The following is a 12513-nucleotide window of genomic DNA, read 5'->3' on the forward strand; positions in this document are numbered from 1 at the left end:
ATCATGCAGCTGGGCACCCGGTGGACCCTCGGCGGAACTCTGCCGACCGGGCTTCCACACGTCGTCGAAATCGCCGTGCGCGCCGTCGAAGAGGATCTCACCGCTCTCGCCGTCGACACCAGTACGTGGCGCTGGACACTGACCTGGCTGGAGGCCAAACCGGTGATTGAGCTCGACGATGGGACCGTAATCCGCTTCAACCCGGTGGATGACAGCGCGACCATCACGCAGCCCTCAACCACCGCCGATGATGACGATGAGGAATGGATCTGAGCTCTCGGTCAGCCGCGGGCCAGAATTTCGCCGTGCGGTATTCCGAACCAACCGTTCGGGTCACGCACCCACTCGCGCCAGGCCACGGCTATCCGTTTGAGGTCGCCCAGGTCGGCCACTCCGGATTCGATGGCGTGTGCCGCGAAACTTGATTCGGTCAATCGCACCGCCCACGATTCACCCCACCACTCGCGTTCCGCATCGGAGGCAAAACACCAGACGGATGCGCTGCAGGTCACGTCGGTGAACCCGGCCCGTCGAGCCCAGGACTTAAGCGAACGCCCGGCATCGGGGTCGCCGCCGTTCCAGTAGTCCGGCGCGAGCCGACGCGCCAGATCGACGGTGATCGTGCCCGGGCCGCAGCCGACATCGAGCAGCACTCCTCCGGTGCACAACTCCGGAATCAGGTACGCGGCCGAGTTCGCCACCGTGCGCCAGGTGTGCGAGCGCAGCACGCTTTCATGTCGGCGGCCTTGGCTAGTGTGGAGGCATGGCTTCCACCGCGATCAATCCCTTTCTTGCCCGCAGCACCCTGCCCTACCAGCTGCCGCCCTTCGCCGAAATAGCCGACGAGCACTATCGGCCGGCCTTTCTGCAGGGCATGACCGAACAGCTCGCCGAGATCGGTGTCATCACCGGCACAGCGGATGCGCCCACCTTCAATAACACCCTCGTTGCTCTCGAGCGCAGCGGGCAGACGCTCGCGCGGGTCACCGAGGTCTTCTTCAACAAGAGCTCTTCCGACTCGAGCGACTTCACCAATGACCTCGAAGAGGAACTCGCGCCGCTGCTGGCCGCTCACGCCGACGCCATCCGGCTCGACCCCGCCCTGTACGCGCGCATCGCCGCCCTGCACGGGCAGCGTGCGAGCCTCGGACTCGACGCCGAGTCGCTCTACCTGATCGACCGCTACTTCACCGAGTCCACGCTCGCCGGGGCCGGCCTGGGCGACGACGAGAAGCACTCGCTGCGTGATTTCAACGCGCGGCTGTCGATCCTGACCACCCGCTTTGAGAAGAACCTGCTAGCCGATACGAATGCCCTCGCGCTCATCATCGATGACGTGGCCGAGCTTGACGGTCTCACCGACGGCGAGATCTCCGCCACCGCCGAAGCAGCCAGGGAGCGCCACCTCGACGGCAAATACCTGATCAGTCTCGTGCTCCCCACCTCGCACCCGTACCTCGCAAGCCTGACCAACCGGGGGGTGCGCGAGCGGTTGCTCGCGGCGAGCCGCGCTCGCGGCATCCGCTCTGATGCGGCCGGAGCGGCGAACGACAATCGGCCGCTCGTGATCGAGATCACACACCTGCGTGCCGAGCGGGCCCGGCTGCTCGGGTTCGACAGCCATGCCGCGTTCGTGACCGCCGACGAAACCGCCAAGAATCCCGGCGCGGTCTGGGAGCTGCTCGGCCGCCTCGCCCCGGCCGCTGCCCGCAATGCCCGGGTGGAACAGGCCGACCTGCAGGCTGTGATCGACGCCGAGGGCGGCGGTTTCGAGCTGGCCGCCTGGGACTGGGCGTTCTACACCGAAAAGGTGCGCCGGGCGAAGTACAACGTTGATGCCTCCGCCATGCGCCCGTACTTCGAACTTGACAGCGTGCTGGTCAACGGGGTCTTCTACGCGGCCAACCGGCTTTACGGCCTCACCTTCACCGCCCGGCCCGACCTGGTCGGCTGGCACCCCGAATCACGGGTCTTCGAGGTCAGTACCGAGACGGGTACCCCGGTGGGGCTCTACATTGGCGACTTCTACACCCGCGATTCCAAGCGTGGTGGGGCATGGATGAACGCTCTGGTCTCCCAATCCACCCTGCTCGGAACCGACACGACCGTGGTCTGCAACAACCTCAACGTGTCCAAACCCGCCACCGGCCAGCCCACGCTGCTCACCTACGACCAGGTCACAACCCTGTTTCACGAGTTCGGCCATGCCCTGCACGGGCTGCTCGCCCGCGCGACCTACCCCAAGTTCTCCGGTACCAATGTGTACCGCGACTTCGTTGAATTTCCTAGCCAGGTCAACGAAATGTGGATGCTCTGGCCCGAGATCCTCGCGAACTATGCCCGCCACCACGAAACGGGAGAGGCGATGCCGCAACAGCTCGTCGACCGCATCCAGGCCTCATCGGCCTTCAACGAGGGCTTTCTGACCAGCGAATACCTGGCCGCCGCGCTACTCGACCAGGCCTGGCACCGCATTGACGCCGGTACGACCGTCACTGACGTGGCCGGCTTCGAAGCGGATGCCCTCGCTTCCGTTGGCCTGGACAATCCCGTCGTTCCCACTCGCTACGCGAGCACCTATTTCGCCCACACGTTCTCGGGCGGGTACGACGCCGGGTACTACTCCTACATCTGGAGCGAAGTGCTCGACGCCGACGCGGTCGAGTGGTTCACAGAGAACGGCGGCCTTAACCGCACCAACGGCGATCGCTTTCGTGACCGCCTGCTCGGAGTCGGCGGCACCAAGGATCCACTCGAGGCCTACCGGCACTGGCGCGGCCGTGATGCTCACCTGCAGCCCCTGCTCGACCGACGGGGCCTGAACTAGGGTGCGAGTTCGCGTTCCGTTTTTCCCGCCTCGATCTCGGAGGGTTCCGGTCCCGACCAGAAACCCTCAAGAATAAGGATGCGCGGCTGGTCTGCCGCAGTGTAGTGTCTCCTGCCATGGACATTCCAGTGAGTCGAGACGAAGGTGCTGGTCGACGACGATTTCTGTGGATCACCGCCGTCGTTTTGGCCGCGATGCTCCTGATCGGACTCATCTTTCACTACCTCCGCGAGAATATCGACAGCTCGGTGCCGGGGTGGGGCGTTCTGAGCGGAGCGGCGAGTATGCTCTACGCAGATGGTGAAGCAAACCTCTGGGCCTGGATTTCCGGGCTTCTCCTGGCAGGCGTTGGTGTCGTCCTCTGCGTCATCGGTCTGAACGCCCGCAATGAGGGTGAGACCGGGCTTTCGTACGTTGTTCTCGGAGCTGTGGGCCTCGAGATGTCCGCCGATGAAATCGCTCAACTGCATGAGAAATTTGCCCGGTTCACCCCGGGGGCGACGTTCACCTTCGCCTGGCTAACCATCGGGGTGCCGCTGGCCATCGTCGCGGGCATCGTTGTGCTCTGGATTGCGCGAAGCATCGACCGACGTCTCCGTCGCCGCCTCATCGTCGCCGGCATCGTCTACCTGCTTGGCGCGGTCGGAGTCGAGGCAATCAGTGGCATTGTGGTTGGTGGGCAGCAGGACGACCTCGCTCGGGCCAGCCTGGAGTACCACGTGCTGCTCGGCATCGAGGAAGGGTTCGAGGCGACGGGTGCGCTCCTTGCCTTCGCCGCGGTTCTGTACGCGCTGAGCATCGAACGCACGGCGGCCGGAATCGTAATGCGCACAGGTTTCGGCGGCGCCAGCGCCGCACGCGGGCACCCTCGGCACATCGACTGAACACACGCGGCCAGCACTCGTCACAGTCGGCTACCCTGAGCGAGGCCGGTGCCAACCGAGCCACAGCATGCAGATACCTCCGACCACGAGGCCCCAGAACGCCGACCCGATTCCGACGATGGTCATGCCGGAGGCCGTCACTAAAAACGTCGCAATGGCACTGATGCGATGCTCGGGTTCCGCCAGCGCACCGGTAATACTTGTGACCAGGGCGCCGAGGAGCGCGAGACCGGCGACGGCGATGATGAGGATCGGCGGTGACGCCGCCACGAGGGCAGTCGCGAGCCCGGACCCGAGGCCGAGTATGAGGTAGCCACAACCCGACGCGACCGTCGCGACCCAGCGTTTCGCCGGGTCACGGTGGGCGTCTGGACTGGCCATCAGCGCCGCCGTGATCGCCGCCAGGTTGATGTTGTGCGCTCCAAACACCGAGCCAACCATGGTGCTCATGCCCGACCACACCAGCACCGAGCGCGGCGGAGGGCGGTAGCCGAAGGTCGACAACACGGCGAAGCCGGGCACGTTCTGGCCCGCCATCGTCACGACGAACAACGGAAGGCCCAGGCTCACGATCACCAGCGGGTCGAAGACCGGGGCGACCAGGGTCAGGGCTGGCGCGGATGTCGGTGCTGACAGCCAGTCCGTTCCAGCCGTGACCCCAATCCCGATCGCCGCGACGACCATCGCGGCCGGTACTGCCCAGCGCGGAGCCAGGCGGTACAGCACGAGCCAGACCAGCACGACGGGCAGAGCCAGTAGCGGTTGTTCAATCGATGCCTGGATGGGAGCCAGGCAGATGGGCAACAAAATGCCGGCCAGCATGGCGCCGGCGAGCGGTTTGGGGATGCTCGTGATGGCCCGGCCGAGCCGTGGCCACAAACCAGACACGACGATGAGCACACCACAGAAGAGAAAGGCCCCGACGGCAGCACCAAAATCATCGGTCGTGGCGCCGGCCGCGACGAGAAGGGCCGCGCCCGGGGTTGACCAGGCAAAAGAAAGGGGCATTCGAAAATACCAGGGCAGTGCAATGCAGAGCACTCCTACGAGAAGGCACAGCGCGAGAAGCCCCGACGACGCTTGAGACTCAGACGCACCAACGCCTCGCAGCCCGGCGATGACCAACACAAACGAGCTCGCAAAGCCCGTGATGGCCGCCACAATACCCGTCGACGCCGGCTGTAGGAGGCCACGTGGGCCGTCTCGCAGGCCACCACGCTGTGGCCGTTCGCTCATTCGTTGCTCCCCCAGTTAGGTTTTCCCAATCCAGGTCTGACGCCGCAGGCTGCCAAGTTCTCAGATCATCCTGTCGCGACCCCGCACACGGATAGTGGCGGAGCCTGTTTACCCTCCGCCCGGCCCAACGCCCGCAGACGGCGCAGTGCACCGGCCCGGTTGTCAGGCGGATTTTACCTGACGGGTCTTGTGGAGCACCATTTCAGCGGGTGCGTTGTTCAGCACGGTGTCGCGGGTGATGATGACACGCTCCACGTCGGTGCTGGAGGGCACCTCGAACATGACCGGGCCGAGAACCTCTTCGAGGATGGCCCGCAACCCGCGAGCACCGGTCTTTCGTAGTACGGCGAGGTCGGCGATGGCTTCCAATGCCGGCTCCTCGAATTCAAGCTCCACGCCGTCGAGCTCAAACATGCGCTGGTACTGCCGAACGAGCGCGTTCCTGGGCACGGTCAGAATCTGCATGAGTGCCACCTGATCGAGCTGGGTGACCGTCGTGACCACGGGAAGTCGACCGATGAACTCGGGAATCAGACCGAACTTGTGCAGGTCTTCGGGTAGAACCTCGCTGAACAGGTTGATGTCATCGCCCTTGATGTGCAGGGGCGCCCCAAAGCCGATGCCCTTCTTCCCGGCGCGGGACGAGATGATGTCTTCGAGTCCGGCGAAAGCGCCAGCCACGATGAACAGCACGTTCGTGGTGTCGATCTGAATAAATTCCTGGTGTGGGTGCTTGCGCCCGCCCTGCGGGGGGACCGATGCGATCGTACCCTCGAGAATTTTCAGAAGTGCCTGTTGAACGCCTTCGCCCGAGACGTCGCGGGTGATCGACGGGTTCTCGGCCTTGCGTGCAATCTTGTCGATCTCATCGATGTAGATAATGCCGGTTTCAGCCCGCTTGACGTCGTAGTCTGCGGCCTGAATAAGCTTGAGCAGAATATTCTCGACGTCTTCACCGACATAGCCGGCCTCGGTGAGGGCCGTCGCATCCGCTACGGCGAAGGGAACATTGAGACGCTTGGCGAGGGTCTGGGCAAGGTAGGTCTTGCCACAGCCGGTCGGGCCGATCAGCAGAATGTTGGACTTGGCGATCTCAACGTCGTCGTGAATGGCCTCGGCTGCGGTGAGCGTAGCGCGAGACCGCACGCGCTTGTAGTGGTTGTAGACGGCGACGGCGAGGGCACGCTTGGCGGGTTCCTGGCCAATGACGTATTCCTCAAGGAAGCCAAAAATTTCTCTGGGCTTGGGGAGGTCGAATTCACCGGGGGTGGCTTCAGAACCGGCTTCGGCCAGGCGCTCTTCGATGATTTCGTTGCACAGCTCGACGCATTCGTCGCAGATGTACACGCCGGGGCCGGCGATGAGCTGTTGTACCTGCTTTTGGCTCTTTCCGCAGAAGGAACACTTGAGCAGGTCGGCACTTTCGCCGATTCGGGCCATGTCAGCCTCCTCCATTGGTCTCTCTGCAATTGAGCCTAGCCTGTGCATCCGACAGTTACGTGCAGCACGCGACAAACCGAAACGGCGCGCCGCCCGAAGGCGACGCGCCGCTTGGACCGGTTCAGGTCACAGACTATTTGACAAGCATCGGAAGGTTCTTCCGGCTGGTCAGAACCTGGTCGATGAGCCCGTATTCGAGGGCATCCGCCGCGCTCATGATCTTGTCGCGGTCAATGTCCTTATTGACCTGCTCGACGCTCCGGTTGGAGTGCTGCGCGAGCGTCTCTTCGAGCCATACCCGCATGCGCAGAATTTCGGCCGCCTGAATCTCAATGTCGGACGCCTGACCTCCGCCCTGGCCGCCAACGGACGGCTGGTGGATGAGGATGCGCGCGTTCGGCAGTGCGAGACGCTTGCCCGCGGTGCCGCCGGCGAGCAGCACGGCAGCAGCGGATGCCGCCTGACCCAGGCACACGGTCATAACGTGGGGGCGAATGTACTGCATGGTGTCGTAGATCGCCGTCATGGCCGTGAACGATCCACCGGGCGAGTTGATGTACATCGTGATATCGCGGTCCGGGTCCTGGCTCTCGAGCACGAGGAGCTGAGCCATCACATCATCGGCCGAAGCGTCGTCAACCTGTACACCAAGAAAGATGATGCGGTCTTCGAACAACTTGGCGTAGGGGTCCTGACGCTTGTATCCGTAGGCGGTGCGCTCTTCAAAGGTGGGCAGAATGTAGCGGGAATCGGGCATGTTCGTGGTCGAGCCGCCCATCGAGCTGTAGGCAGTGCCACCGAATGTGGGGATAGTCATGATTTCTTCCTGTTCAGTTTCGGTGGACTACTTGGTGGCGTCGGGGTCGGTGCCGCCGCCGCCGATGACATCCGAAGCGGATGCCCGAAGGTGGTCGACAAAACCGTATTCGAGGGCTTCCTGGGCGCTGAACCAGTTGTCGCGGTCACCGTCGGCGTTGATCTGCTCGGCGGTCTTGCCGGTCTGCGCTGCCGTGATCTCCGACAGTCGTTGCTTCATGTCGAGGATGAGGCGCGCCTGGGTCTGGATGTCGGCGGACGTGCCACCGAATCCGCCGGACGGCTGGTGCAGGAGCACGCGAGCGTTCGGGGTGATGTATCGCTTGCCCTTGGTACCCGAGGTGAGCAGGAACTGGCCCATCGACGCCGCCATGCCGATTCCGACGGTGACGATGTCATTGGGTACGAACTGCATCGTGTCGTAGATCGCCATTCCGGCGGTGATCGAACCGCCCGGAGAGTTGATGTAGAGATAGATGTCGCGCTTCGAGTCCTCGGCTGCCAGCAACAGGATCTTGGCGCAGATCTCGTTGGCATTTTCGTCACGGACCTCTGAGCCGAGCCAGATGATGCGGTCCTTCAGCAGTCGGTCAAATACACCGTTAGTGGGTGTCGGGTCGGCCATGTCGTGCTCCGTTTCAGTTGTCGCTTCTCAATGAATCTATCGGAGCGCGTGCGGCAAAACGGCTCTGTTCGCCCTCGGCAGATTACCGGCTGCCGCACACAGCTCCTGCAGCATGCGACAGGCCGACGGGAAAGAATCCAGCCGGCCCGTGCGTGCATTCAGACGCTACTTCTTGGCAGCGGCTTTCTTCTTCTTGGGCTTCTCGTCGATCTCAGCGTCAGCGTCAGCCTCGGCGACTGGAGCGTCATCGGCGTCGCCGGGTGCGGCATCCGCTACGGCTGCACTGTCGACGCCGGCGTCGACCGGGCCGGTGAACTCGCTCAGGTCGACCGGCTTGCCGTTGGAGTCAACGACCTCGGCCTTGCCCAGGGCAATGGCGAGAGCCTTGTTGCGGGCAACCTCGGCGACCATCGACGGAATCTGACCGTTGGTGTTGAGCGTCTGCACGAACTCGCTCGGGTCCATGCCGTACTGGCTGGCGCCCTGAATGAGGTACTGGGTGAGCTCGTCCTGGCTGACCTTGACCTGCTCCGCTTCGGCGATCGTATCGAGCAGAATCTGCTGACGGAACGTCTTCTCGCTGGCTTCGGTGACCTCGGCGCGGTGTGTGTCGTCTTCGAGGCGGCTTTCGCCTTCGAGGTGACGGTTCACCTCGTCGAGGATGATCGCGGCGGGAATCGGAACCTCGACCGATCCGAGGAGCGTCTCGATGAGACGCTCGCGGGCCTGGCTGCCCTGGCCGAAGACCTTGGACTTCTCAACCTGAACCTTGAGGCTCTCGGTCAGTTCGGCGATCGTGTCGAACTCGCTCGAGATCTGAGCGAAATCGTCGTTGGCCTCGGGAAGCTCGCGCTCCTTGACGGCGATGACCGTTATCGTGATCTCGGCCGTCTCACCCTCGTGGTCTCCACCCATCAGGTCGGAGTTGAAGGTGGTGGTCTCGCCGGCACTGAGCGAATCGAGCGCCTCGTCGATGCCGTCGATGAGGTCGCCGGAGCCAACCTCATAGGAGATGCCGCTCGCTGTGTCGACTTCTTCGCCGTCGATTGCGGCGTTCAGGTCGATCTGGGCGAAGTCGCCGGTCTTGGCGGGGCGGTCGACCGTGATGAGAGTGCCGAAGCGGCTGCGCAGCTTGTCGAGTTCTTCGGCAACTTCTTCGTCGGATACCTCGACGGCATCGACGGTGAGCTTGAGGCCGGCGTAGCTGGGCAGGTCGATCTCGGGGCGCACGTCAACCTCGATGGCGAGGAGCAGGTCACCAGAGAAGTCGGTGTTGCTCGGCCATTCGACAATGTCGGCCTCGGGGCGACCCAGCGGGCGAAGCTTGTTCTCTTCAACGGCCGCACGGTAGAAACCGTCGAGACCCTCGTTGACCGCGTGCTCCAGAACCGCAGCCTTCCCGACGCGCTGATCGATGATGGCCGGCGGGATTTTTCCCTTACGAAAACCGGGGACGTTGATATCTTCGGCAATGTGGCCGTAGGCGTGGGTGATGGCTGGCTTCAGTTCGTCGGGGCTCACCGTGATGGTGAGCTTGGCGCGCGTGGGGCTCAGTTTTTCGACCGTGGACTTCACTCGAGACTCTCCTGTGTATTGAAACGGTGTGCTGCGGGTAATGTCGGGGCGACAGGAGTTGAACCTGCGACTTCTCGCCCCCAAAACGAGCGCTCTACCAAGCTGAGCTACGCCCCGGATCTACTTCGACCCGTTGGTACTACTTTGTTGGGGAATCAATCTGGTGGCGCAGGCGAAAGCTCGCGACAGGCGGAATGACCTCAGTAAGTCTAATGCACGCCTTTCGAGCGGATGCGCCCGCACCGGCATCCGGTACCCGGTTTCCTGTACTACGATGTTTCCGTGCCCAGAAGTCTTGGGTCTGGGGATGTAGCTCAATGGTAGAGCCTCAGTTTTCCAAACTGATGGCGCGGGTTCGATTCCCGTCATCCCCTCCACACAACGAAAGTCGTCGGCCGAGAGCCCGCGGCTTTCCCCTTCTAACGGCCCCACGTCAGCTGCTGCGAACAAACTCAATGGCCGTGGGTCGGAGCGAGCAGCCGTGGCCCACTGCCGACGGCCAAGTTTGATTCCGACCTGACGGCGTCGTGCGCGGTCGGCGGAGTGCCGGCCTGGTCGCCGGGCTTGACCACAACGAACTGGCCCATCATTCCCGCGTCCTCGTGCGCGAGCATGTGGCAGTGGAACATATAGGGAAAGTTGGGATCGGTATATTCCGCGAACTGCATGATCAGTTCGTAACGCACGCCGGGCTCAAGGTAGATCGTGTCTTTCCAGCCCGAGAGCTCGGGTGGCGGAGACTCGGTACCCACCCGGAGCACCTGAAACTGCACGGCGTGTACGTGGAAGTTGTGCGGTAACGGCATGGCGTTGTCGACGGTCCACACTTCGGTCGCACCGGCCTCGACGGTCTCGTCGATGCGCGCCATGTCCATCAACCGGTTGTTGATGGTATATCCGTTGAGGGTGAAGGAACGGTCGGCGGAAGCATCCGTTTTCTTGAGCGGTTCGATGCTCGCCAGTTTCGTGGACACGGCGCCGATGCTGCTGAGCGTGTCGGCCGCGCGCAGCTCCATCACGTCGAGCGTGTCATCGCCGGCGTTGCGGGTTGCGGCTCCGGCCGAGGTGCCAAGGTCGGGTGGGGTGGACTGCAGGTTCACGGTCTCGCCCGGCACCAGCCGCACGAGCACTTCGGCGCGCTCCCCCGGTGACAAGCGGATGCCCTCCATCGCTGCCGCCTCGTTCAGCAGTCCCCCGTCGGTTCCGATCAGGTCAAACGACCGGCCGTCGCTGAACCCGAAGTCATACATGCGCGCCGTCGACCCGTTGACGAGGCGAAGGCGCACCACCTCGGTTGTCACGTCGAGGTACGGCGCGCGGGTACCGTTGACGAGCAGCTGGTCGCCGATCGGGCCGATGTAGCCGCGCACGTCGGTGACGAACTGACCGTTCGCATCGAAGCGACGGTCCTGCAACATCACGGGAATGTCATCGACGCCATAACTGCGGGGCAGGGTGAGCGCCGCCTCAGCGGCATCCTGCACCAGGAACAGACCAGCCAGGCCCATTTCGACCTGGTGCTCGGTCTTTCCGGCGGGGTGCGGGTGGTACCAGAGCGTCGATGCGGGCTGGTCGATCGAGAAGTTCGGGCTCCACTCTGCGCCCGGCTCGACCATCTGGTGCGGGCCGCCATCCATTTCGGCGGGCAGGTTCATGCCGTGCCAGTGCACGGTCGTGGCCTCATCGAGGTGGTTCTTGACGTTGATGCGCACGTTCTCGCCGCGCTCGGCAACGAGGGTCGGGCCGAGATAACTGCCGTTGTACCCCCAGGTGTCGGTGACTACTCCCGGCATGAACTCGGTCGTTCCGGCCTGGGCCGTGAGATCGAAGACGCGCTCACCGTCGTCAGTGACGGTTGACTCGGCAAGCGGCGGGATTGCGAGCGGGTTCACGAAGTCAATCGTGCCGACGGTGTCGATGACGCCGGCGCCGTTGTCGCTTGAGCAGGCGGTCAGGCCCACGGCGAGTACGACCGCGCCGACCACGGCACCGCTAATCAGGGTGGCAACACGACGGCGCGGCCGGGTAAATCGACGAAAGATCATGAGCTTATTTTCGCAGCTTGCCCGACGCACTCACACCACGGAGCCGTGGAGCCTGGGCGAGGTCAGGCCTGGCACCGCGGGCACCAGTACAGTTTGCGGGCCGCCATCTCTTCGAGCACGATATGGGTGCCGCAGGCCCGGCAGGGCAGGCCTTCCCGCTTGTAGACCCAGTGCCGGTCAGCGCGATTCTTCATGGCGAGCCGGTATCCGGCACCCTCAAGCTTGTCCATCGTCATCATCTGGCCGGTCGCGACGCCGATGTGCAAGAGGTGTGCCCAGTCCTGCCAGAGCGCCCGCACGGTCTCGTTACTCAGCGACTTGCCGGGGGTGTGCGGGTTCAGACCGGCACGAAAGAGCATCTCGGCACGGTAGACGTTGCCGATGCCGCTGACCACGCTCTGGTCCATCAGCAACCGGCCAATCGGCGTGGGCTTCGTGCGCACAACGCTCACGAAGCGTTCCTCGGCTTCGGGGGTGTTGCCCAGCTCCGGGTCGGGTCCGAGCTTGCCGATGACCGCTTCGACCTGGGCCGGGTCGAGCACCTCACACGCGGTCGGTCCGCGCAGGTCGGCGCACACCGTGCCTGTCAGCAGGCGAACCCGCACCTGGCCGACCGGCTCGGGCGGAAAGGTGTCGGCGAGGTCGACCTCCTTTTCCTGCTCCGACATGCGCACCCGGGTGCGGCGTGGCGCTCCGATGCTGAAGATTGAATTTTCGCCGCCCGCGTCGAAGGTCGGGGCTGCAGCTTCTGCAGCGAGGTCGGTGCCGTGCTGATTGGTCTGGCCCATCCGGCCGTTGGCCGAGGCCATAGTGGCATCCATCAGAATCTCGCCGGTGAAATCCCACGCGCCGTACATTCCCAAGTGGATGCGCAACCACAGTCCGTGGTCAAACTCCAGAAACATTTGCTTTCCGACGGCGCGGGCATCCGTTATCGTGTGCTCGTTGAGCTGCGCTGCACCGGCCACAAATCGACCCTGCGGGGAGGAGACGGCGACCCGGCGACCGACGAAGTTACGTTGAAATTGCCGGGTAATGCGGTGGACGGAATGACCCTCTGGCACC

Annotated in this window: 11 protein-coding genes and 2 tRNA genes; 4 read left to right on the forward strand and 9 right to left on the reverse strand. The window is 63.7% G+C overall.

Annotated elements, in window-relative coordinates; translation table 11 throughout:
* The first annotated feature begins 3 nt into the window (after positions 1–3).
* Positions 4–273, forward strand: coding sequence for a hypothetical protein (locus IWX77_RS07840; protein ID WP_196843957.1), 270 nt, complete (start codon positions 4–6; stop codon positions 271–273).
* 8 nt (positions 274–281) lie between these two features.
* Here the strand turns inward: IWX77_RS07840 and IWX77_RS07845 are convergent, their stop codons facing one another.
* Positions 282–728 carry a hypothetical protein gene (locus IWX77_RS07845; RefSeq protein ID WP_196843958.1) on the reverse strand — a complete coding sequence of 149 codons (447 nt, stop codon included), beginning with the start codon at positions 726–728 and terminating at the stop codon, positions 282–284.
* 35 nt (positions 729–763) lie between these two features.
* Here IWX77_RS07845 and IWX77_RS07850 point away from each other — a divergent pair, with 35 nt between their 5' ends.
* Both IWX77_RS07850 and IWX77_RS07855 read left to right on the forward strand, forming a co-directional pair.
* Entirely contained in the window at positions 764–2827 is a 2064-nt protein-coding gene (locus IWX77_RS07850) for a M3 family metallopeptidase (RefSeq protein WP_196843959.1), read from the forward strand.
* Positions 2828–2955: 128 nt separating this feature from the next.
* Complete coding sequence (locus tag IWX77_RS07855) at positions 2956–3711, forward strand: hypothetical protein (protein WP_196843960.1); 756 nt, start codon at positions 2956–2958, stop codon at positions 3709–3711.
* Between the two features lie 30 nt (positions 3712–3741).
* Here IWX77_RS07855 and IWX77_RS07860 read toward each other — a convergent pair whose 3' ends face one another.
* The 6 genes from IWX77_RS07860 to IWX77_RS07885 form a co-directional block, all read right to left on the reverse strand.
* Positions 3742–4947: a benzoate/H(+) symporter BenE family transporter gene (locus tag IWX77_RS07860; protein ID WP_196843961.1), complete on the reverse strand. Its 1206-nt coding sequence runs from the start codon at positions 4945–4947 to the stop codon at positions 3742–3744.
* Positions 4948–5109: 162 nt separating this feature from the next.
* Positions 5110–6387: an ATP-dependent Clp protease ATP-binding subunit ClpX gene (gene clpX, locus IWX77_RS07865; RefSeq protein WP_196843962.1), complete on the reverse strand. Its 1278-nt coding sequence runs from the start codon at positions 6385–6387 to the stop codon at positions 5110–5112.
* Positions 6388–6520: 133 nt separating this feature from the next.
* Positions 6521–7204 carry an ATP-dependent Clp protease proteolytic subunit gene (locus tag IWX77_RS07870; RefSeq protein WP_196843963.1) on the reverse strand — a complete coding sequence of 228 codons (684 nt, stop codon included), beginning with the start codon at positions 7202–7204 and terminating at the stop codon, positions 6521–6523.
* A 27-nt stretch (positions 7205–7231) separates the two neighbouring features.
* Positions 7232–7828 carry an ATP-dependent Clp protease proteolytic subunit gene (locus IWX77_RS07875; RefSeq protein WP_196843964.1) on the reverse strand — a complete coding sequence of 199 codons (597 nt, stop codon included), beginning with the start codon at positions 7826–7828 and terminating at the stop codon, positions 7232–7234.
* Positions 7829–7993: 165 nt separating this feature from the next.
* A complete protein-coding gene (gene tig / locus IWX77_RS07880) occupies positions 7994–9403 on the reverse strand; it encodes a trigger factor (RefSeq protein WP_196843965.1) in 1410 nt (469 codons plus the stop codon).
* Positions 9404–9446: 43 nt separating this feature from the next.
* Positions 9447–9520, reverse strand: a tRNA-Pro gene (locus IWX77_RS07885).
* 186 nt (positions 9521–9706) lie between these two features.
* On the opposite strand from IWX77_RS07885, the gene IWX77_RS07890 reads away from it, so the two are divergent.
* Positions 9707–9780 (forward strand) — tRNA-Gly (locus IWX77_RS07890).
* A gap of 75 nt (positions 9781–9855) precedes the next feature.
* Here IWX77_RS07890 and IWX77_RS07895 read toward each other — a convergent pair.
* Positions 9856–11448 carry a multicopper oxidase family protein gene (locus IWX77_RS07895; protein WP_196843966.1) on the reverse strand — a complete coding sequence of 531 codons (1593 nt, stop codon included), beginning with the start codon at positions 11446–11448 and terminating at the stop codon, positions 9856–9858.
* A gap of 62 nt (positions 11449–11510) precedes the next feature.
* On the reverse strand, positions 11511–12512 hold the full coding sequence (locus tag IWX77_RS07900; protein ID WP_196843967.1) for an Fpg/Nei family DNA glycosylase: 1002 nt from the start codon (positions 12510–12512) through the stop codon (positions 11511–11513).
* Position 12513: the final 1 nt, after the last annotated feature.

Origin of the sequence: Cryobacterium sp. CAN_C2, assembly GCF_015751745.1 — a bacterium.
GTDB lineage: Bacteria > Actinomycetota > Actinomycetes > Actinomycetales > Microbacteriaceae > Cryobacterium.

Coding starts and splice junctions, on each gene's coding strand:
- IWX77_RS07840 (WP_196843957.1), top strand. CDS start 4: ATGCAGCTGGGCACCCGGTGGACCCTCGGCGGAACTCTGCCGACCGGG.
- IWX77_RS07850 (WP_196843959.1), top strand. CDS start 764: ATGGCTTCCACCGCGATCAATCCCTTTCTTGCCCGCAGCACCCTGCCC.
- IWX77_RS07860 (WP_196843961.1), bottom strand. CDS start 4,947: ATGAGCGAACGGCCACAGCGTGGTGGCCTGCGAGACGGCCCACGTGGC.
- clpX (WP_196843962.1), bottom strand. CDS start 6,387: ATGGCCCGAATCGGCGAAAGTGCCGACCTGCTCAAGTGTTCCTTCTGC.
- IWX77_RS07870 (WP_196843963.1), bottom strand. CDS start 7,204: ATGACTATCCCCACATTCGGTGGCACTGCCTACAGCTCGATGGGCGGC.
- IWX77_RS07875 (WP_196843964.1), bottom strand. CDS start 7,828: ATGGCCGACCCGACACCCACTAACGGTGTATTTGACCGACTGCTGAAG.
- IWX77_RS07895 (WP_196843966.1), bottom strand. CDS start 11,448: ATGATCTTTCGTCGATTTACCCGGCCGCGCCGTCGTGTTGCCACCCTG.